This window comes from Candidatus Thiodiazotropha sp. CDECU1 (genome assembly GCF_963455295.1).
In the GTDB taxonomy this organism is placed as follows: Bacteria; Pseudomonadota; Gammaproteobacteria; order Chromatiales; family Chromatiaceae; genus Thiodiazotropha.
The window spans coordinates 3,501,134-3,520,277 of sequence record NZ_OY734020.1; the positions used below are offsets into that span (position 1 = coordinate 3,501,134).

Consider the following 19,144-nt stretch of genomic DNA (forward strand, 5'->3'; position numbering starts at 1 on the left):
CATCAAACATCCCCCCACATCCTCAACAAATTCGCATAAGACTTATCCACTAACCCGGTAGTCTCAGCCTCCGGCGCAGTCGCCAACAGATGCTCCCTGGCCAGATCCAATTCATACAGCAACTCCCGCCGCGCCGGATCCCGCACATAGCTCTGAATCCACGCCAGCGCCACCAGGCGTTCACCCTCGGTCACTTTCTCCACGTGATGCAGGCTGGATGAGGGATAGATCACCGCACTCCCCGCCTTCAGTTTCACCCGCTTCTCACCGAAGGTGGTGCGTACCACCAACTCCCCTCCCTGATAGGTCTCGGGCTCACGTAGAAATATGGTCATCGATACATCACTGCGAAAGCGCTGCCCGCTGAGTCCCATCAACGGGTCGTCCACATGGTCGCCGTAGGTCATACCGGGTTGGTAGCGGGCGAAGATCGGATCGGCCATGCGGTAGGGGAGCACCGCGGAGCGGAAGGTTGGGTTGTTCCCCATGGCGCTGGTAAGGATCCGGATCAGCAGTTCCATCTGCTTCTGTTCGCCCTTGAGTTCCTGATTGTTTTTCACCCGTTGCGCCGCCTTGCCGGCGGTGAGTTTGCCATCCACGAACTCGGCCTTGGCCAGCACCTCGTGGATCTTTTGCAGTTGCGGTTGCTGTAGCAGGCCTTCGATCTCAACCAACATCTTGGATACCCTCCAAAGCTGCCTGCATGCTCGTTGTCTCGATGGGAAAGGTCAACACGGCATGCAAGGGATAGCGCTGTTTTACTTTTTCCAGATTATCCAGATACTTTTTATCGATCAGCACGATCACCTTCGCCGCCAGGTCGTAACGCTGCAGGGTGGCGAGGAGTGATTCCAGGTTGCTGATGCGATCGCGGAATTGGGGATCGGCGTAGTACTCCGCTACAACGACTTCGGGGCGGTGGCGTTTCAGCCAGGCCTGGGCCTTGCGTACCGAGTTGACCATCTCCACCCGATAGCCGCTTTGCTGATAGAGGGGCACGAAGTTGGGGTAGCCTCCCAGTTCGACCAGTGCGAGCAATTCCCGATCTTCCATACGCTTGATTTTACCTCACTGGAGCCTGATCATACTCGTCGAAACTCTGGGCGATGCAGAGTTTACCCGGTAAAAATCACTACAGCTGTTTCTAGTATCATGCAACTTAATCTGATTATCGACGACTGGTCAATGAACCTGGAGATCCCAGAGGGTTATCTGGATTCGATGCAGGAATCATTCGAGAAGATGGACAAGGATATGGATAGGGGGTGGCAGATCGGCCAAAGCTGGGTCAGAGATCCTAATCCCACCCAGCGCTGCCAACTGGTTGCGGGCAAACTGCTGACCGCGTTGGAGACCGACAATGAACAGCTTGCCCTGATGATGGGGGGTTATATCCTGTCGCGTATGCCCGAGGTGAAGCAGGTGGTCATCGACAACACCGGCTCACCCGAGGAGACCAGCTTCAGCAACACTTGAGCGCTAGCCCGTATATTTCACCCGGACTAGAGCGGATTGGCCTCGAGCAGGGACATGATCTCCACCCGGGCCCGGTCCGGCTGTTCACGGTAGAGTCTCAGCAACCCCATCGCCAATCGCTGCCAATGTTCCCTGCCCGCCTGGGCAGTGGTTATCAATGGCTCCCAATCCCCCTGCTTGTACCAACTCTCATAGGCGCTGATCAGGCCGGGAAAGAGTTTTTTACGCATCCCGGTGATGCCGCCAACAAAGAAGTGGATCGAGGCGCGATCCTCCCGTTCGATGAGACTCGGCAGGGTCACCTGGCAGTCGGCCAGGTGGTCACGCAGCGCACGCGCCATCAACTCCGCCGGCGAATGACCGAGATCGGAGAGCATCCGGTTCCAGTTCTCCCCCAGCACCCTGCCCGCCTGATACTCCCCCTGCTCGTGGAGCAGCACCACATCCAGCTCCTTCTCCACCATCTCATCGAGGGCCTGTTCAAGATTTTCCTCGAAATCGTAGTAGTTGAAGGCTCGGCCCATGGCGTTGTCCGGGCGGTGCCAGCGCCAGTTTTCCAGTCGCTCCCACAGCAGGCGCCGGAACGACTCGCGGCGGATATAGATTCGATCCCCTTGACTCATCGCCGCTGGGGCCATCAGATCCCGCGCCAGCTCGCGCCCGGCAACCCAGACCGAGGCGCCACCCGGCTCCTCCCGGCGCTCCAGGTGACCAAGAAAAAAGAGGGGCTTGCCCTTCAACCCATAGCCGGCGCTGTAGACCAGGCCGTAGGGGTCGAGGAGTTGATTGACCCTATCCACATCGAAGGGATCGATGGACTCCCCCTCGAATGGCAGGGGTGCGAAGTCGTCATCGCTGAGGGAGTCCCAGAGTCTCTCCCGTTCAGTCAGCCACTCGCCCACGGACTCGTTGGTCAAGGCAACCCCGTAGTCGAGACCGTTCTCCCAGCGGTAATACTCGCGCATCTTCAACAGGTAGGTGCAGAGGCCATAGTCGGCGCCATGGCGTGCATCGGAGATATGGCAATTCCTCTGCACGGTACAGCAGAGTTGGCGCAGCGAACCATTCATTGATCTGCCTCGCCAGGAAACGGCAGAGGTGTGACACTATTGGTGACTATCATAATCCTGCATCCTCACCCGCGGGGAAAAGCGTCGGGCATATGCTTAAATCCTATCCAGACAGGCCTCATTTACCACCCCCATTCTTCAGGGTATTCAAGCCGCCGCTTCGACTAGCCCAAGGCTGCAAATCGCTCAATACTCGATAATTTCTCTCAACATTGCGGTAGCAAAACAGCCTGCAGGCAGAAAAAATCTCACTTCAAGGCAGCCATCCTCGGGAAAACCCCATATGAGATCCTGCAGGCGTACCCGTAGCGGTCTGCGCTCCTGCTCCAGGCCTACATGCTCGAGGCCATAGCGCCAGCTCTCGAACCCGGAAAGCACCCTGGCTTCCAGTTCACCGGCCAGACCGTTGACCAGGGGGAGCCCCCGTCCCCAAAGAGGTCCGCTGGGATGGATATCCTGCAATCCACAGCGTCGCGAAAGCTCGGCGTTCTCTGCCTGGTCATGGGCAAACCCCGAGCGACTGCCATCAAGGTTGAAGTAATCCCCCGCTAACGGCTGATTCCAGTTCCCCTGCCGGATACGCTCTGCCAGGACCTGATTGAAGAATTGGGACCGCACCGCGGATATCACCAGTCCGCGCAGCTGCCGCTTCATGGACGACCGGGGTTGGGAGAAGAGTTGCTCCGCCAGGGCAAGGTTCTGGTAGTCATGGCCGAAGCGCTGTTCACCGAAATAGTTGGGCATCCCTGAATCCCGCAATTGGATAAGACCCTGTTCCAGTTCCGCCCTGTCAGCGCTCAGATCCCGAATACGGATTTGAAATCGATTCCCCCGCAGGGCACCGCGTCGCAGCTTGCGCCGGTGCCGCTGCACCTGCAGGACCTGAATAAGGTCGTTGTCCAGCTGACCCCAATCCGGCTCGGGCCGTCCCGCCATGCGCAGGGAGAACCACTGGGTGGTCACCGCATGCCGGTCTTTCATGCCCGCATAACTGACATCCTTTGCCGGGATGCCCGCCAACCCGGCCAGCTGGCCGGCCAGCCAGTGGGTATTGGTCTGGCGCTTTTTGATATGCAACAGCAGATGTTCACCATCACCGTCCGCTTCGAAACCCAACACCTCATCGACCTGAAAATCCTCGGGGAATGCGCGGATCACCCCGCTCCCCGGCGAGTTACCGCAGACACGCGGCATGCTTTCCAGGGGTTGCCAGGGAGTATCAGTCGTCAAGCTCAGGCCCCTCCAGCAACACGGCCGCCAGGGCGGCAATCCCTTCTTCGCGCCCGGTGAAGCCCATGCCTTCGGTGGTGGTCGCCTTTATGTTGACTCGCTGCGCCTCCAGCCCCAGATCTTCGGCCAGGCAGTCACGCATGGCAGCGATATAGGGGGCCAGTTTTGGGCGCTGGGCAATAATGGTCAGATCCGCATTGGACACCTGCAAGCCACTGCTATGGAGAAGCTGCATCACCCGGCGTAGCAACACCCTGCTGTCGATCCCCGCATAGGAGGCGTCATCATCCGGGAAATGCCTGCCGATATCCCCAAGACCGGCCGCACCAAGCAGGGCATCGCACAGGGCGTGAATCAGAACATCCCCATCCGAATGGGCCTTCAAACCCTGATCATGGGGCACTGCGACACCCCCTAGCACCAGACGTTTGCCGGGTTCAAAACGGTGGGCGTCATAGCCCTGTCCTATACGCATGGGAGTCACCATTCTTTTAAAGAGTCAACCACTCGGGTCGATAATATGATCTAGCATTGTACGGAAAGCCAGGACCAAATACCGCCCGCACAATCAATGGAACCCTACCCTGAGCAACAAGAACATGATTCAAAGAGTAAGCGCAGTCACCAGCAGCAGTGTAAAAAGGATACCTCTACTCAGAAACCTGCCCAAACGAGTATTGGACTACGTGTTATCCGAAACCCATGTGGAGCATCAAAATGCCGGGGGCGGAATAGCCACTGTTGGTGAACAGACCGAGCAGGTCTACTATCTGCTGCAGGGTCAAGTGGAGATAGTTTCAGAAGCTGGTGAACGGACCACCTGCCAGGCCGATCAGCCATGCAGTCTCACACCCCTGGCGGAGCAGTCTCCGAATCAGGATCACATAACCAGTGTCAGCGCGGTGGACCTGTTGTGTGTCCCCAGGGAGCTCTATAACGCGATCAAGTGTCTTCCCCCGATTGCCAACACCCGCACCAACCAGACCATAGAGCTGAAGGATTCGGAAGAGCAGGTAGATACCCTCTACTGGGAGTTCTACGAGGCGATCAAAAACGATACCCTGGAACTGCCGAGCATGCCGGATATCACCATGCGCATCGCACGGGTGATCAATGACAACAATACCGGCAGTGAAGATATCGCCCATGTGGTACAGGCGGACCCCACGGTCGCTGCGCGTATGATCAACGTGGTCAACAGCGCCGCTTACCGGGGGAAGCATCCGATCGACAATCTCCCAGACGCGGTTACCCGCCTGGGTCGCTCGGTCACCCACAACCTGGTCATCAGCTTCGCCCTGGGCAAGCTCTTCAACAGCCGTTCCAAGGCGTTGAAAAAACGCATGCTCGATATCTGGAAGCACCTCAGCTACGTGGCCCCCATCTGCCACGAGCTGGCAATTGTCACACCCGGTCTGGAACCCGATCAGGCCCTGCTGTGCGGTTTACTCCACGATATTGGCGCACTCGCCATTCTCGGCGCGGCCACCAGTAGACCCGAGCTGGCGGAGAATCCAGAACTGCTCGACCAGGTGATTGATCGGTTGAAGGCGGAAGTGGGTGCCATGGTGTTACGCAAATGGGAGTTTCCCGACTACTTCGTCCAGGCGGCCCTGCACGCGGAGGATTGGATGGAGGATATCAGCCATGAACCCGACTACGTGGACCTGGTGGTGATCGCCCAGCTGCACGCCTATATCGGCACCCCATTGATGCATACCCTTCCCCGGCTCGATCTGGTGCCCGCATTCCACAAACTGGCCCTGGGCAAACTGACCCCGAGGCACTCCATCGGCATCATCGACAACGCCAAGGATCAGATACGCGAGCTGCGGGAGCTGTTGGCGATTTAGAAAAGAAGAAGTTAGTCCGCAAATTAACGCTAATAAACGCAAATTTTATTTTCTCGTACCCACGCTGGAGCATGGGTACGTGAGCCTTCTATATTCGCGATTATCGCTTTGTAAGATCATTCACAACGGGAAAGATAATCCGCCGCCAGTTGCAGATCCTCCGGGCGGGTGATCTTGATATTGCTTGCATCCCCCTCCACCATCAATGGACGATGGCCAGCCAGTTCCATTGCACTGGCGTCATCGGTCACCAATGCATCTTTGGTGATGGCACTTGCAAGGGCCTGGTAGAGCGGGCCAAGGCGAAACATCTGTGGGGTCAAGGCATGCCAGAGGCCTTCCCGGGGGACGGTGTGTACCACACCGCCGTCGCTGTCCACCGCTTTCAGGGTATCGCGGACCGGCACCCCAAGCAGGCCGCCCACAGGATGCTCCAGCAGGGTGTCGATTAAATGCTCAAGATCGCCGCGGGAGAGACAGGGGCGCGCCGCATCGTGTACCAGCACCCAATCATCATCGGTGGCCTGTTGCCGCAGCGCTGCCAGGGCATTCAGTACCGAGTGGCAGCGCTCCTCTCCGCCCTCGACCCTGACGATTCTCGGATCATCGGCGAAGTCGCACCCCCGCCACAGCTCATCCTCAGGGGAGAGCGCCAGGTAGACCCCTTCGATGCGGGGATGGCTCAGCAGCCTCTCCAGGCTATGATCGATAACCCGTCTTCCCGCCAGGTCCAGGTACTGTTTGGGGATCGCGGCGCCCATGCGTTGTCCCACACCCGCTGCCGGGACTACAGCCCAGCATCGCACCCTGCTACTCATCCCCTTTCTCATCGCTCGGTGCGATGACCTGATAGAAGGTCTCCCCCTCCTTGATCATACCGAGCTCGCTGCGGGCCCGCTCTTCGATGGCGGTCTGACCGCTGCGCAGATCCTCCACCTCCGCCTGCAGGGCGCGGTTGCGTTCCCGCAACCCCACCAACTCCTTCTGCAGTTGGCTGATCTCCTGTTTCAGATTGTTGACCTCAGCCAGGCTCCCCTCGCCCACCCACAGGCGGTACTGCAAAAAAAGCAGCAGTCCGACCAGTATGGCTATTACCACTCGCACGGGCTAGGGCCTGTTGACACCGGGATCAGTCCACCGACACGGGAAATGCATCCTTACCCGCATAGACGGCATCCCCGCCCAGCTGATCCTCGATGCGCATCAGCTGATTGTACTTGGCCACCCGATCCGAACGGGAAAGCGAGCCGGTCTTGATCTGGCCGGTACCTGTGGCCACCACCAGATCCGCAATGGTGGTATCCTCGGTCTCTCCGGAGCGATGGGACACCACCGCGCTATAACCGGCAGCAGCCGCCATATCGATCGCCGCCAGGGTTTCAGTCAGTGTACCGATCTGGTTGACCTTGATGAGGATGGAGTTGGCCACCTTCTCATCGATACCGCGCTGCAGAATCTTGGTGTTGGTGACAAACAGGTCGTCACCCACCAGCTGTACCCGCTGCCCGAGCTTTTCGGTCAACAGTTTCCAACCCTCCCAGTCGCCCTCATCCATGCCGTCCTCGATGGTGATGATCGGGTACTGATCGACCCAGGCAGAGAGATAGTCGGCAAACTCGTCTGCGGAAAACTTGCGGCCCTCGGAGGCCAGGTTGTAGACCCCATCCGCATAGAATTCTGAGCTGGCCACATCCAGGCCGAGATAGATATCCTTACCGGCGCTGAAGCCTGCATTGCCGACAGCCTCCAGGATGACCTCGATCGCGGCCTCGTTAGAAGGCAGGTTGGGGGCGAAGCCCCCCTCGTCACCCACCGCGGTAGCCAGACCGCGTTTTTTCAATACACTCTGCAGGGCATGGAAGACCTCGGCACCGTACCGGACCGCCTCACGAATGGATCCGGCACCCACCGGCAGGATCATAAACTCCTGCAGATCGACGCTGTTATCCGCATGCGCCCCGCCATTGATGATATTCATCATCGGCACAGGCAGCCGGTAGGGCCCGGAGGCCAATGAACGATAGAGTGGCAGGGCCCTCTCCTGGGCAGCGCTGTGAGCTGCCGCCAGGGATACCCCAAGCAGGGCGTTCGCACCCAACTTGGATTTGTTTTCGGTGCCATCCAGATCGAGCATGCACTGATCCACGGCCGCCTGATCGATCACCTCCATCCCCATCAGTGCCTCTTTGATGGGACCATTGATATTGGCTACCGCCTTTAAAACCCCTTTGCCCAGATAGCGGGCCTTGTCCCCATCACGCAATTCGAGGGCTTCCCGGGAGCCGGTGGAGGCACCCGACGGCACCAGCGCACGGCCGATGGCGCCGTCTGCGGTGATCACGTCGGCCTCGACGGTGGGATTGCCCCGTGAATCGAGGATCTCTCGTCCACGAACATCAACAATTTCAGACATGTTGTCTCCGTATTCTGTATGCTTTCAGTAAATAAATGTGGTGATAACAGTTAACCAAGATAGTGTTACAGCCAGGTGTATGTAACAGCCTTAGGGTGACATCTCAGCCAATTGTTTCCCTTTCACAAGATGATCGATCTCAACCAGCGTCTCGAGCAGTTCCCTCATCCTGGGCAGCGGCCAGGCATTCGGCCCGTCGCTGAGTGCCTTGTCCGGTTGTGGATGGGTCTCCATGAACAGACCCGACACGCCAGCTGCAACCGCCGCCCGTGCCAGTACCGGGACAAATTCACGCTGTCCCCCTGAACTGCTACCCTGCCCCCCCGGCAACTGAACCGAATGGGTGGCGTCATAGACCACTGGCGAACCGGTATCGCGCATCACCGCCAGGGAGCGCATATCCGAAACCAGATTATTGTAGCCGAAGGAGACACCCCGCTCACACACCATGATCCGTTCATTGCCCGTGGCCTTCGCCTTGGCCACCACGTGGGTCATGTCCCAGGGTGCGAGAAATTGCCCCTTCTTGATATTCACCGGCAGACCCTGGCGGGCCACATTCTGGATAAAGTTGGTCTGACGGCAGAGAAAGGCTGGGGTCTGCAGGAGATCCACCACCGATGCAACCTCTTGCAGTGGGGTATCTTCATGCACATCGGTCAACACCGGTACACCGATCGATGATTTGACCTGTTGCAGAATCTTTAAACCCTGTTCAAGACCCGGTCCGCGAAAGCTCTCGGCGGAGGAGCGATTCGCCTTATCGAAGGAGGATTTGTAGATGAACGGGATACCAAGGGCCTGGGTCAGCTGTTGCAACTCCCCTGCCGTATCCAGGGCCAACTGCTCACTCTCGATGACACAGGGACCTGCGATCAGGAACAGCGGCCGATCCAGTCCAACCTGGAAGTCGCATAGCTTCATGCCTTGCTGTCCCGATGCTTTCTCGCCGCCTCGATGAAACCGGAAAAGAGCGGATGGCCATAGCGCGGGGTCGAGGTAAACTCCGGATGGAACTGGCAGGCCACGAACCAGGGATGATCCGGGATCTCCACAATCTCCACCAAGCGTCCATCAACTGAACGGCCCGATACCTTCATCCCGGAAGTGACAATATTATCCAGATAGCTGTTGTTGAACTCGTAACGGTGGCGATGGCGCTCGGTGATGATCTCCTCGCCATACAGCTGGTAGGGCTTGCTATCGGACTCCAGACGACACTGCTGCCCACCCAGGCGCATGGTTCCACCCAGATCCGACTCCTCGGTACGTTTCTCAACCTTGCCGTCCGCATTCAACCACTCAGTGATCAGCCCGATGACCGGGTGTGGTGTGTCGCGCTTGAACTCGGTACTGTGGGCACCCTCCAACCCGGCCACATGACGGGCAAACTCAATCACTGCAACCTGCATCCCGAGACAGATCCCCAGATAGGGAATGCCATTTTCACGGGCATATTGAACTGCCGCAATCTTGCCCTCAACACCACGATTACCGAAACCGCCGGGCACCAGGATGGCATCCATCCCCTCCAGGCTATCAAGCCCGCTCTTCTCCAGCTGTTCCGAATCAACATAGTGAATCACCACCCGGTTGCCGGTATGGACTCCAGCATGTACCAAGGCTTCAGAGAGGGATTTATAGGCCTCCGTAAGATGCACATATTTCCCCACCATGGCGATCTTGACCTCTTCGGCCAGGTTATCGAGACCCTCCAGGAACGCCTCCCATTCAGACAGGTCTGCCGGTGGCAGGTCCAGGTTGAAACGCTGATTGACCAGTTCGTCCATCTCCTGGGCATGCAGCAGCACTGGAATACGATAGATAGAGTCTGCGTCTACTGCGGATATAACCGCCTTTTCCGGTACATTGGTGAAAAGCGCAATCTTTTTGCGTTCGGTTTCAGGCAGGGGCCGCTCGGAACGGCACACCAGAATATCGGGTTGGATACCGATGGAGCGCAACTCTTTGACCGAGTGCTGTGTCGGCTTGGTCTTAATCTCGCCGGATGCCTTGATATAGGGCACCAGAGTCAGATGCATGAACATCACCCGTTGCGGCCCCAACTCCACACCCATCTGACGGATCGCCTCCAGAAAGGGCAGTGACTCGATGTCACCCACCGTGCCACCGATCTCCACCAGGCAGATATCCTTATCATCAGCACCCAGCAAGACACTCTCTTTGATCTGATTGGTGATATGGGGAATCACCTGCACAGTACCTCCCAGATACTCTCCCTTGCGCTCCTTACGAATCACGCTGTCGTAGATCTGGCCGGTAGTGAAGTTATTGTTCCGCCCCATGGTACTGCGGATGAAACGCTCATAGTGCCCAAGATCGAGGTCGGTCTCGGCCCCGTCATCGGTAACGAAAACCTCGCCATGCTGGAATGGACTCATGGTACCCGGATCAACGTTGATGTAGGGATCGAGCTTGATCATGGTGACATCGAGCCCGCGGGCCTCGAGCAGTGCAGCCAGGGAAGCGGATGCGATTCCTTTACCAAGGGAGGAGACAACACCGCCCGTAATGAATATAAATCTAGTCATGAAGCTTCTAGTTAATGCGCTGGAAAAGGGAAAACGGACGGAAGGAAACAGTAACAGATCAGACCGCCTCTCTCAATCGCATTAATAGTGAGCTAATGCGACATAACTCTTGCAATAGTCTCATAAGGACATTTTATTTAAGCGCCCTAGGGTCTATAATCGATTGGCGATTTTCGCAATAACAACCACAGAGACCAGTTGGCTGTTACTCGGTGTGACTAAGCCGAACAGAACAAGGATTCTTGATATTAGCCACTAACCATTTATCAATGCGTAACGACCAACTACTTGTTTCCATTAGAAAAAGTAGTCAATAAAAAATCAATCTTAATTATATGAGGAAGAAAGCATGATTAAATTTGCTAAGGTCCTGAGCGTCGCTGCTCTCGTTGCTGTCTCCACAACCGCATCAGCATGGTGGGGCGGTCCCGGCTATGGTAACCGTGGCTGGAACAACGATGGCTGGGGCGACGGCTGGGGCGATGGTTCCGGCGACTTCAGCTTTGGTATGAGTGGCAGTGGGCGTGGTTCCGGCTATGGCCGTGGCAATAACTACTATCGCGACTACGGTGGTTACGGTCCTTACGGCTATGGCGCGCCATATGGCTATGGTGGTGCCCCGTATGGCTATGGTGGTGCCCCGTATGGCGCCCCATACGGTGGTGCTGCACCTTATGGCTACCCACCTGCAGCCCCGGCTGCGCCTGCTGCACCCGCTAAATAAGCGATCAGCCAGGAGCACTAAAAAAGTCGGCCACATGGCCGACTTTTTTTATTGGATATGATCTAAGATAATAAAAATCCTAAAATTACTTGATCCGGATCAAGAACATCTGGAAAAATAGGAGGGGAGAAATCCCTAAAAGAGTGCACCTTGAGTTGGAGCGGTTCCTTGACGAATAGAAAAGTTGTTTCATTTGAAAATATCAAGGTCGCCTGCAAAAACTGCAGTCTTTCGACCCTTTGCCTCCCCATGGGACTCACCCCTGAAGACATAGAACGCCTGGACTCCATTATCAAGCGAGGTCGCCCCTATCATCGCGGTGATCATCTCTATCGGGGTGGCGACAAGTTCCATAGCCTCAGAGTCATCACCAGTGGCTCGGTCAAAACCTATTCACCCAATGAAGATGGCGGTGAACAGGTACTTGGGTTTCACCTGCCGGGGGAACTGATTGGTTTGGACGCCATTCAGGACGACAACCATAACTGCTCTGCAATCGCCCTTGAGACCACCGCTGTCTGCGAGATCCCCTTCTCTCAACTGGAATCCCTGAGTTCCATCATGCCGAGCCTGCAGCATCAGATGTATCGCCTGCTCAGCCGCGAGATCGGCCAGGAGACAGAGATGCTGACCCTGCTGGGCAAAAAGAGTGCAGAGGAGAGGCTCGCCACCTTCCTGCTCAGCTTTTCCGAACGTTTCAAACAGCGCGGATTCTCAGCCAGTGATTTTTTTCTCAGTATGTCACGCCACGAAATCGGCAACTATTTGGGGCTTGCGGTAGAGACAGTCAGCCGATTGTTCACCCGCTTCCAGGACGAGAGCCTGCTGCAGGTGGAGAGAAAGCATGTGCAACTGCTGGACATCCCCCGCCTGTACGAGATCGTCCAGGGTACAGACCGGGCTAAGTCGACTCAGTCCCGAATCTAATGCTTTTTTAACCAGACACAAGACTCACCCATGGCATCCAACTGCAACTGATGGGCTTCGAGTTCCTGCTGATTTGCATGAACGACCTTCAACGCCGGCCTGTTCGACGGCAAACGTTGGATAGTGTCAGCTGAGTTATCGCCAAATTCATCGGTGGCGACACCATCCAATACCAGTGAAGCCTGCCCTCCTGTCATCATCAGGTAGACATCGGCCAGTATCTCGGCATCCAGAAGCGCGCCATGCAACTCTCTGTGAGAATTATCGATATCGTAGCGTTTGCACAGGGCGTCAAGGCTGTTTCTCTGGCCCGGGTGCATCTTTTTCGCCATCACCAGGGTATCGGTGACTGCGCAGAGTCCATCGATTCTCGCAAGGCTCTGCATAAGACCTAATTCATGGTCGAGAAAACCAACATCGAAGGGGGCATTATGGATGATCAGCTCCGCCCCACTCACATAATCGATGAAGTCCTGCGCCACATCGCCAAACCTGGGCTTATCCTCCAGAAACTCGTTGGTGATGCCGTGCACCTCTATGGCTGCGAAATCGATCTCCCGATCTGGCTGCAGATATTGATGGAAGTTATTTCCGGTCAACCTGCGATCAACCATCTCCACACAACCGATTTCGATGATCCTGTGGCCCTGCTCCGGTTCCAGTCCCGTGGTTTCCGTGTCCAGTACTATTTGTCGCATCAGTTCAAAATTTCCTCGATCCCCCGGTTGGCCAGATCATCCGCCAGCTCATTCTCCGGATGGCCGGAGTGACCTTTGACCCAGGCCCACTCTACCTGATGGCGTTTCACCTCCGCATCCAGCATCTGCCACAGATCCGCATTCTTGACCGGTTTTCTGGCCGTCGTTTTCCAACCATTCCGTTTCCAATTGTGGATCCATTGGGTGATGCCATTTTTGACATACTGGGAATCGGTGGTCACCCTCACCCGGCTTTTCTTCGTCAGGCTCTGCAAACCCCGGATGACGGCCAACAACTCCATGCGGTTGTTGGTGGTCTCAGGCTCACCGCCGAACAGCTGTTTTTCATGTCGGCCATAGCGTAAGAAAACCCCCCAGCCCCCGGGGCCGGGATTCCCGCGACAGGCGCCATCACTATATATTTCTACAACTTGAGCCATCTGAATTTCTCATCGTGGGTTCTGCTGCGGTGGGCAGGACCCGTTTTTTCACCCGCCATTTTGAGCGCAGCGGTGTCACGATAACCTCCCGCTTGACCGCGAGTATGACATATACACCAGCAAGCCTTGGATAGATCTTTTCCCCAATCCCCTCCATGAAGGCGAGTCTCTGCATAATGGGCAGGTGGGATACCGGGGGTCGGTAGTGAAGATAGACCACCTCTTCCAACTCAAAGCCAAGCAATGAGAACCAGTCCTGGATCCGCTTCCCGCTGAAGAAGTGCCCGCACCAGGGAACAGAGGTGGAACGCAGGTGCAACAGACGCCACAGGCCCCATTGACTCCAGGGATTGAAACCACTCAGCAGCACCTTACCCTGAGGGATCAACACACGTTCCACCTCCCGCAGGACTTGATGGGGATCGGCAGCAAAATCGAGGGTATGGGGCAACACCATCCCATCCACACTGTCGCTGGCAAAGGGCAGGCGATGGCTTTGGGCTCGCAGACCTACCCCCGAGCTATCCCCCCCGATCCCCATGACAACCCGGTTGCGGGCCGGACTCTGCTTGAGTAAATCCTGATTGTCATAGGGGAGCCCCAGCTGCACCACATGGTAGCCAAACAGGGTGGCAACCCGGGAATCCAGACACTCTGCCTCCTGCTCAGCCAATAGCCTGCCCAAATCACTCGCAAACCAGTTTTGTAGTTGTTTCTGCTGACAAGATCCCAAATTCAACGACTTATTGTCTCTCATTGTTAAGGTATCTACTTTGCTACCGACACTACTGTCAGGTAATCTGTGCAGTCCGGTACGCCTCAATAGAGGCATCAGGTTATCAGGAGGTATGCCCGAATGGCAGTCAGCTACGGGTTACCACGCAATATGGAGCACCAGCCATGGAAATGATACGCGGCTCTGATACTATTTTCCTCCGATATAGAGTATGCCTACAACAAGCCTTAACAATTCGATGCGGTATTTCAAGATTCCCCTGCGTATTATGAACCTATTCGCCATCTGTCTCCTCGCTGCCTGTCAAAGCCTGCCCAACGGCGGCGCTACAAGTGCGCTGCAGCAAGTAGAACTCACCCCGGCTGTGACGCAAACGCTGCAGACACAGCCGAGCGCACAAGAGAGTGCCATCACAAGTGAGCGGCTGCCGGATGTGGCCGAGGAGTTGCAGACTACTGTCACAGAACTGACACTCCCGGAAAAGCCTGCCGATCTCTGGAGCCGGATGTTGGATGGTTATCGACTGACCTTTCCCCACAATTCCAGAATCGAGCGGGAATTGAACTGGTACAGCAAGAATCCGGGGTATATTCAGCGTATCCAGGAACGCTCCCAACCCTATCTCCATTTTATTATGCAGGAGATTGAAAAGCGGGATATCCCCAGTGAGATTGCTCTGTTGCCAGCCGTTGAGAGCGCCTATCGGCCATTTGCCTACTCACCGGGCCGCGCTGCCGGTATGTGGCAGTTTATCCCCTCCACCGGCCGCTATTTTGGCTTGAAGCAGAACTGGTGGTATGACGGACGCAGGGACATCGTGGCGTCTACCCATGCCGCATTGGACTATCTGCAGTCCCTCAGCCGGCAGTTCGACAATGACTGGGAACTGGCGCTTGCCGCCTACAACTCTGGGGCTGGAACGGTTCGCAGTGCGATTAGACGCAATAAAAAACGTGGCAAGCCAACCGATTACTGGTCCCTGAAATTACCTGACGAGACCAGCGCCTATGTGCCCCGCTTGCTGGCGTTGGCTGAGATTTTCAGAAATCCCCAGTACTATGCGATCACCCTGACACCCATCGCTGATGAACCCTATTTCACCACCGTCGACATTCAATCTCAGCTCGATCTCGCCCTGGCGGCAGAGATGGCGGAGTTGTCCATTCAGGATCTCTATCTCCTCAACCCCGGCCTGAATCGATGGGCTACCGATCCGGATGGCCCCCACAAACTCAGTCTGCCGCTGGACAAGGTTGAAACCTTTCTCGAAAAGCTGGCGGCACTGCCCGTGGAAGAGCGACTGACATGGAAACGCTATAAGATCAAACAGGGTGATGCACTGAGCGTCATCGCCAGAAAACATGGCACCACCACTAAAGTCCTGAGACAGATAAACAAACTCAAGGGCAACAGAATCCGTGCAGGGAAGCACCTGTTGATCCCAGTCTCCAGTAAAGGCCTCAGTCAATACACCTTCAGCGCCGGGCAACGCAAGGCGGCAATCCAGAACAGATCCCGGAGTGGCAACAAACGAAGCTATATCGTGAAGCCGGGGGATAGTTTGTGGAAGATTGCCAAGGCCCACTCAGTCAATCATCGAAAACTCGCGGCATGGAATGGAATGGCCCCGGGGGACCCCCTAAAACCGGGGCAAAAACTTGTGATATGGGTAAAGAAAGCCCAATCTTCCGAACTCTCCCTTCTCAATCTTCAGCCATCGGGTACCCAGAGCAGGCTGCACTATCGAGTCAGACGCGGTGACTCTCTATCCCGTATCGCTCAGCGTTTCAAGGTGTCTGTTGCCGACCTCAAACGCTGGAATACGCTTGATAGTAAATATCTCCAGCCTGGTCAAAGACTTAAACTCTATGTCGACGTGACAGAACAGACCCTCTAAGGATATCCGGCCGGGCCATCCCCAAACCTTGTGACAGCGACCCCTGATTGACCTACATCAATAAACAGGCCTAATTAATTGACAGCCTACTGTCCCTATTCGAGTATCCACAAGATTAGTAGTATTTTTTGAGGCGGGTTCAATGAGTGATGAATGTCATTTAAGAGAAGGTGTTGAACTGAATCTGGCAGATGTGGAAAAGATTGCCATGGGGCTGAAATCACTGGCCAGCTATTCAATGCTCGCCTACGAGCACGATGACGATCCGGAAGACCTGGACGAGATCGTCCAAGAGGGGCTGGATGCCATCGATCGTTTGTTCAATTGCTGAAATAACCTGATTCCGTTCGAACTTTCATCCGCCACCGACGAGACAGCGGCGGCGGCGGTCAGGCGTGTCAAAGGATAATCCAGGCTGCAACACCTAGCCAAAGCATTCCCTTCGCAAGGAAGAACAGAAAACTGACTGCCGTCAACTGCCGCAGCCAATTCGGTAGCGTGGCAAGACGCTTTTGAATCGATCTCGTCAATTCACTGGTTGTCACTCTTCTCTCCCGGGCTGATTCTGCGTAGGGGACGATTTGATCCCATGCCACTCTGTGATTCCTGTCCTAATTGTAGAAGCACTCTGGTGATTTGCATATTAGATTACACCAACCAAGTTATTAGTTTTTATCTATTGGTGGCAACCGGAGGTCAGCGACGACTTTCTGCTATCCGATGCTGATCATCTTCTGATTGAGATCATAAACCGCCTGAACCCATAGATTTCGCATGGCATCGCCGCCAATCACGATGTTAGTATCGGCACCAGTCAACCCGCAGATCATCGCACCTGCCAGCGATATACTGCATACCATGCGTTGATGATGAACAAGAATAACAAACCAAAATGTCGATAAGGGACTGAAGCAATATAGGGGAGATAACTTTATGCCTTTGGTCAACATGCGAGAGATGCTGCACCATGCCTATGGGAACGGCTATGCAGTCGGGGCCTTTGACCTGGTCAACCTCGATTTCCTGGAAGGTATACTGGATGCCGCCGAACGCTGTGCTTCACCGGTCATCCTAAGCCTGGCCGAATCCCATTTTGAGTATTTCGATTTTGAGCTTTTACTGTCCGCGGTTGAGAAGGCGGCGCGCAACGCCTCGGTACCGGTCGCGATCCATCTGGACCATGGAGAGAGCTTGCAGTCTGCCATGAACGCCATCAACCATGGCTGCAATGGGGTGATGGTGGATGCTTCTCACAGGTCCCTGGACGATAACATCCGTACTACCCGCTCGGTGGTCGAGATGGCTCACGGGTGCGGAGTGCCTGTGGAGGGTGAACTGGGTTATGTCCCAGGCGTCGAGGGTGAGGATGCAGAACGACACCCGGGAAAGGTCAGCTACACGACAACGGACCAGGCCATCCATTTCGTTGAGACTACGGGTATCGATTTCCTCGCAGTCTCCATAGGTACAGTGCATGGTCGTATGCGGGGCGAAGCGAAGCTCGATTTCCAGCGTTTACGGGATATCAACGAGGCGTTGGGCCTACCTTTAGTGATCCATGGTGGAACCGGCCTATCCGAAGACCAGTACCGACAATTGATCACCAACGGCGTGGTTAAAATCAACTACTATACCGCGCTGGCCGATGCGGCAGGCGCCGCCATTCGGAAAAATGTCGAGGCAACAGAGAATAACGCGTTTACCCAACTGACCCGGGGTGTACAAGCTGCTGTCAGTGAGGAAGCCGAGCGTTGTATTCGGCTCTGGGGTTCTACCGGGCGCGCTACCGAAGTGCTGACCCAATGCACACCCTGGCTTCCGGTGGAGCATCTCATCGTCTACAACGTCAATGGACTGGATGATGAGGGTGTCATAGAGATGATGGCCAAAGGCCGGGATGTGCTGTCAAAAATACCCGGGGTGCGTGAGGTCGCTACCGGCAGCGCGGTCAAGACAGATGCCGCCTACCGCTACACCTGGCTGGTGCAGTTCTGCCACCCGGCGGTGATAGACAGCTACCGTGACCATGCGGACCATGTCGCCTTCGCCGATCAGCTTTTCCGCCCGGTTGCCGGGGAACGTATCAGCATCGATTACGCATGGATTGAATAGTTAGCATCCCAATTTTCCCAAAAGCCTGTTTCAGAGTCCCAGTTCACTAAGTCCGGGGTGATCATCCGGTCGCCGCCCCAGCGGCCAATGAAAGAGACGGTCCGATTCCTTTATTGGCAGATCATTGATGCTGGCGAATCGTCGCTGCATAAATCCTTGTGCATTGAACTCCCAGTTTTCGTTGCCATAGCTGCGATACCACTGGCCCGAGTCGTCGTGGCATTCGTAGGCGAAGCGCACGGCGATACGGTTTGCCCCAAATGTCCAAAGCTCCTTGATCAGCCGATAGTCCAATTCACGCGCCCACTTGCGCTGTAGAAATTCCCTCACCTGTTCTCTGCCATGGGGAAATTCTGCCCGGTTTCGCCACTGCGTATCCTCTGTATAGACAAGCACGACACGCTCAGGGTCACGGGTGTTCCAGGCATCTTCCGCCATGCGAACCTTCTGCGTGGCGCGCTCTTGATCAAAAGGTGGAACAGGTGGTTTTTCTTGCATCGTGGTTTCTCCAGAAAACGTGAATCCAAGTATGTAGACAAGTCTGTGTGAATAATTCACCATTTCATTATTCATAATTCAACAATATTGCATCGTTCACTCATCTATCAAATATCAATAACTATGTGGTTGTATTGAGTTCCGGTGCAGAAGATGGTGGTAAACGGGCCACGTTAGCCTTCTCGGCCGCATGTACCGCCATGGCCATGGATCTCGATACGCAACTTTTCCTTGTGGGTGACGGCAGCCACTGGGCCTACCAGGGCAGCTGTGAGGGTATCAGTCAGAAAGGCTTTCCGGCCCTGGCAAGTCTGATGGAGAACTTTGTCGAACTGGATGGCAAGATCTTTGTCTGTTCAGCCTGTGACACCGTCTGTTCCCTGCCACAAGACAGTGAAGGCAAACCCTTGCTTAGACAGGCGTTCATACAACCTCGTGGCCTTGCCTCGATTCTGGAACACATGGTCGGGGGCAGTTCCATCACCTTTTGATTACCAGTGGTCGATTGACGATGTGTG

At 55.6% G+C, this 19,144-nt stretch carries 23 protein-coding genes; 8 read left to right on the top strand and 15 right to left on the bottom strand.

All coding sequences use genetic code 11. From position 1 onward, the window contains the following. Positions 1-2 precede the first annotated feature (2 nt). Together R2K28_RS15920 and R2K28_RS15925 are read right to left on the bottom strand one after the other, a co-directional pair. Positions 3-677, bottom strand: coding sequence for a Fe2+-dependent dioxygenase (locus tag R2K28_RS15920; protein WP_316365951.1), 675 nt, complete (start codon positions 675-677; stop codon positions 3-5). Next, entirely contained in the window at positions 667-1,053 is a 387-nt protein-coding gene (locus R2K28_RS15925; RefSeq protein WP_316365953.1) for a hypothetical protein, read from the bottom strand. The genes R2K28_RS15920 and R2K28_RS15925 overlap by 11 nt, the downstream gene beginning before the upstream one ends. 99 nt (positions 1,054-1,152) lie before the next feature. On the opposite strand from R2K28_RS15925, the gene R2K28_RS15930 reads away from it, so the two are divergent. Then, entirely contained in the window at positions 1,153-1,476 is a 324-nt protein-coding gene (locus R2K28_RS15930) for a hypothetical protein (RefSeq protein ID WP_316365955.1), read from the top strand. A 26-nt stretch (positions 1,477-1,502) separates the two neighbouring features. Here R2K28_RS15930 and R2K28_RS15935 read toward each other — a convergent pair whose 3' ends face one another. The 3 genes from R2K28_RS15935 to ispF all read right to left on the bottom strand — a co-directional run bounded on the left by R2K28_RS15935 (position 1,503) and on the right by ispF (position 4,251). Beyond that, entirely contained in the window at positions 1,503-2,546 is a 1,044-nt protein-coding gene (locus R2K28_RS15935) for an Sfum_1244 family protein (RefSeq protein WP_316365958.1), read from the bottom strand. Between the two features lie 186 nt (positions 2,547-2,732). Beyond that, positions 2,733-3,776 (bottom strand): tRNA pseudouridine(13) synthase TruD, encoded by a 1,044-nt coding sequence (gene truD, locus R2K28_RS15940; RefSeq protein ID WP_316365960.1) that lies wholly within the window; start codon positions 3,774-3,776, stop codon positions 2,733-2,735. After that, entirely contained in the window at positions 3,766-4,251 is a 486-nt protein-coding gene (gene ispF / locus R2K28_RS15945; protein WP_316365962.1) for a 2-C-methyl-D-erythritol 2,4-cyclodiphosphate synthase, read from the bottom strand. Before ispF ends, truD begins: the two co-directional genes overlap by 11 nt. A 124-nt stretch (positions 4,252-4,375) precedes the next feature. On the opposite strand from ispF, the gene R2K28_RS15950 reads away from it, so the two are divergent. Then, positions 4,376-5,629 carry an HDOD domain-containing protein gene (locus R2K28_RS15950; protein ID WP_316365965.1) on the top strand — a complete coding sequence of 418 codons (1,254 nt, stop codon included), beginning with the start codon at positions 4,376-4,378 and terminating at the stop codon, positions 5,627-5,629. A 116-nt stretch (positions 5,630-5,745) separates the two neighbouring features. Here R2K28_RS15950 and ispD read toward each other — a convergent pair whose 3' ends face one another. The 5 genes from ispD to R2K28_RS15975 form a co-directional block, all read right to left on the bottom strand. Then, positions 5,746-6,447: a 2-C-methyl-D-erythritol 4-phosphate cytidylyltransferase gene (ispD, locus tag R2K28_RS15955; protein WP_316365969.1), complete on the bottom strand. Its 702-nt coding sequence runs from the start codon at positions 6,445-6,447 to the stop codon at positions 5,746-5,748. Then, positions 6,440-6,733 carry a cell division protein FtsB gene (gene ftsB, locus R2K28_RS15960; RefSeq protein WP_116446421.1) on the bottom strand — a complete coding sequence of 98 codons (294 nt, stop codon included), beginning with the start codon at positions 6,731-6,733 and terminating at the stop codon, positions 6,440-6,442. The genes ispD and ftsB overlap by 8 nt, the downstream gene beginning before the upstream one ends. Before the next feature lie 25 nt (positions 6,734-6,758). Next, positions 6,759-8,042: a phosphopyruvate hydratase gene (gene eno / locus R2K28_RS15965; protein ID WP_316365975.1), complete on the bottom strand. Its 1,284-nt coding sequence runs from the start codon at positions 8,040-8,042 to the stop codon at positions 6,759-6,761. A 90-nt stretch (positions 8,043-8,132) separates the two neighbouring features. Continuing rightward, positions 8,133-8,966 (bottom strand): 3-deoxy-8-phosphooctulonate synthase, encoded by an 834-nt coding sequence (gene kdsA / locus R2K28_RS15970; protein WP_316365976.1) that lies wholly within the window; start codon positions 8,964-8,966, stop codon positions 8,133-8,135. After that, positions 8,963-10,594, bottom strand: a complete 1,632-nt coding sequence (locus R2K28_RS15975; protein ID WP_116446418.1) for a CTP synthase — start codon at positions 10,592-10,594, stop codon at positions 8,963-8,965. The genes kdsA and R2K28_RS15975 overlap by 4 nt, the downstream gene beginning before the upstream one ends. 349 nt (positions 10,595-10,943) lie before the next feature. Between R2K28_RS15975 and R2K28_RS15980 the strand changes: the two genes are divergently transcribed. Both R2K28_RS15980 and fnr read left to right on the top strand, forming a co-directional pair. After that, positions 10,944-11,318, top strand: coding sequence for a sulfur globule family protein (locus tag R2K28_RS15980; RefSeq protein ID WP_316365978.1), 375 nt, complete (start codon positions 10,944-10,946; stop codon positions 11,316-11,318). Positions 11,319-11,486: 168 nt separating this feature from the next. After that, a complete protein-coding gene (gene fnr, locus R2K28_RS15985; protein WP_116446442.1) occupies positions 11,487-12,245 on the top strand; it encodes a fumarate/nitrate reduction transcriptional regulator Fnr in 759 nt (252 codons plus the stop codon). Here fnr and dnaQ read toward each other — a convergent pair. Genes dnaQ through R2K28_RS16000 form a run of 3 tightly spaced genes read right to left on the bottom strand, consistent with a single transcriptional unit; the run spans position 12,242 to position 14,140 of the window. After that, positions 12,242-12,943: a DNA polymerase III subunit epsilon gene (dnaQ, locus tag R2K28_RS15990; RefSeq protein ID WP_316365980.1), complete on the bottom strand. Its 702-nt coding sequence runs from the start codon at positions 12,941-12,943 to the stop codon at positions 12,242-12,244. The two genes, fnr and dnaQ, sit on opposite strands and share 4 nt — an antisense overlap. Continuing rightward, entirely contained in the window at positions 12,943-13,383 is a 441-nt protein-coding gene (rnhA, locus tag R2K28_RS15995) for a ribonuclease HI (protein WP_116446415.1), read from the bottom strand. The genes dnaQ and rnhA overlap by 1 nt, the downstream gene beginning before the upstream one ends. After that, positions 13,358-14,140 (bottom strand): class I SAM-dependent methyltransferase, encoded by a 783-nt coding sequence (locus tag R2K28_RS16000; RefSeq protein ID WP_316365982.1) that lies wholly within the window; start codon positions 14,138-14,140, stop codon positions 13,358-13,360. Before R2K28_RS16000 ends, rnhA begins: the two co-directional genes overlap by 26 nt. A gap of 190 nt (positions 14,141-14,330) precedes the next feature. Between R2K28_RS16000 and R2K28_RS16005 the strand changes: the two genes are divergently transcribed. Both R2K28_RS16005 and R2K28_RS16010 read left to right on the top strand, forming a co-directional pair. Next, positions 14,331-16,016: a lytic transglycosylase gene (locus tag R2K28_RS16005; RefSeq protein ID WP_316365983.1), complete on the top strand. Its 1,686-nt coding sequence runs from the start codon at positions 14,331-14,333 to the stop codon at positions 16,014-16,016. A gap of 142 nt (positions 16,017-16,158) precedes the next feature. Then, entirely contained in the window at positions 16,159-16,347 is a 189-nt protein-coding gene (locus R2K28_RS16010; RefSeq protein WP_116446412.1) for a ribonuclease H, read from the top strand. 67 nt (positions 16,348-16,414) lie between these two features. Here the strand turns inward: R2K28_RS16010 and R2K28_RS16015 are convergent, their stop codons facing one another. Next, a complete protein-coding gene (locus tag R2K28_RS16015; RefSeq protein WP_316365986.1) occupies positions 16,415-16,612 on the bottom strand; it encodes a hypothetical protein in 198 nt (65 codons plus the stop codon). 337 nt (positions 16,613-16,949) lie between these two features. Here R2K28_RS16015 and R2K28_RS16020 point away from each other — a divergent pair, with 337 nt between their 5' ends. Continuing rightward, positions 16,950-18,128 carry a ketose-bisphosphate aldolase gene (locus tag R2K28_RS16020; protein WP_316365988.1) on the top strand — a complete coding sequence of 393 codons (1,179 nt, stop codon included), beginning with the start codon at positions 16,950-16,952 and terminating at the stop codon, positions 18,126-18,128. Between the two features lie 30 nt (positions 18,129-18,158). Here the strand turns inward: R2K28_RS16020 and R2K28_RS16025 are convergent, their stop codons facing one another. Continuing rightward, a complete protein-coding gene (locus tag R2K28_RS16025; protein ID WP_116446409.1) occupies positions 18,159-18,626 on the bottom strand; it encodes a nuclear transport factor 2 family protein in 468 nt (155 codons plus the stop codon). 134 nt (positions 18,627-18,760) lie between these two features. Here R2K28_RS16025 and R2K28_RS16030 point away from each other — a divergent pair, with 134 nt between their 5' ends. Beyond that, positions 18,761-19,117 (top strand): DsrE family protein, encoded by a 357-nt coding sequence (locus R2K28_RS16030; RefSeq protein ID WP_316365991.1) that lies wholly within the window; start codon positions 18,761-18,763, stop codon positions 19,115-19,117. The last annotated feature ends 27 nt before the right edge of the window (positions 19,118-19,144 follow it).

Bases quoted from the DNA above. Each gene is read 5' to 3' on its own strand.
- R2K28_RS15950 (WP_316365965.1), top strand. From the start codon at position 4,376: ATGATTCAAAGAGTAAGCGCAGTCACCAGCAGCAGTGTAAAAAGGATA.
- R2K28_RS15925 (WP_316365953.1), bottom strand. From the start codon at position 1,053: ATGGAAGATCGGGAATTGCTCGCACTGGTCGAACTGGGAGGCTACCCC.
- rnhA (WP_116446415.1), bottom strand. From the start codon at position 13,383: ATGGCTCAAGTTGTAGAAATATATAGTGATGGCGCCTGTCGCGGGAAT.
- ispD (WP_316365969.1), bottom strand. From the start codon at position 6,447: ATGAGTAGCAGGGTGCGATGCTGGGCTGTAGTCCCGGCAGCGGGTGTG.
- kdsA (WP_316365976.1), bottom strand. From the start codon at position 8,966: ATGAAGCTATGCGACTTCCAGGTTGGACTGGATCGGCCGCTGTTCCTG.
- R2K28_RS15935 (WP_316365958.1), bottom strand. From the start codon at position 2,546: ATGAATGGTTCGCTGCGCCAACTCTGCTGTACCGTGCAGAGGAATTGC.
- R2K28_RS16005 (WP_316365983.1), top strand. From the start codon at position 14,331: ATGCCTACAACAAGCCTTAACAATTCGATGCGGTATTTCAAGATTCCC.
- R2K28_RS15975 (WP_116446418.1), bottom strand. From the start codon at position 10,594: ATGACTAGATTTATATTCATTACGGGCGGTGTTGTCTCCTCCCTTGGT.
- R2K28_RS16010 (WP_116446412.1), top strand. From the start codon at position 16,159: ATGAGTGATGAATGTCATTTAAGAGAAGGTGTTGAACTGAATCTGGCA.
- ispF (WP_316365962.1), bottom strand. From the start codon at position 4,251: ATGCGTATAGGACAGGGCTATGACGCCCACCGTTTTGAACCCGGCAAA.
- dnaQ (WP_316365980.1), bottom strand. From the start codon at position 12,943: ATGCGACAAATAGTACTGGACACGGAAACCACGGGACTGGAACCGGAG.
- R2K28_RS16000 (WP_316365982.1), bottom strand. From the start codon at position 14,140: ATGAGAGACAATAAGTCGTTGAATTTGGGATCTTGTCAGCAGAAACAA.
- R2K28_RS15930 (WP_316365955.1), top strand. From the start codon at position 1,153: ATGCAACTTAATCTGATTATCGACGACTGGTCAATGAACCTGGAGATC.
- R2K28_RS16020 (WP_316365988.1), top strand. From the start codon at position 16,950: ATGCCTTTGGTCAACATGCGAGAGATGCTGCACCATGCCTATGGGAAC.
- R2K28_RS15980 (WP_316365978.1), top strand. From the start codon at position 10,944: ATGATTAAATTTGCTAAGGTCCTGAGCGTCGCTGCTCTCGTTGCTGTC.
- eno (WP_316365975.1), bottom strand. From the start codon at position 8,042: ATGTCTGAAATTGTTGATGTTCGTGGACGAGAGATCCTCGATTCACGG.
- R2K28_RS15920 (WP_316365951.1), bottom strand. From the start codon at position 677: ATGTTGGTTGAGATCGAAGGCCTGCTACAGCAACCGCAACTGCAAAAG.
- R2K28_RS16025 (WP_116446409.1), bottom strand. From the start codon at position 18,626: ATGCAAGAAAAACCACCTGTTCCACCTTTTGATCAAGAGCGCGCCACG.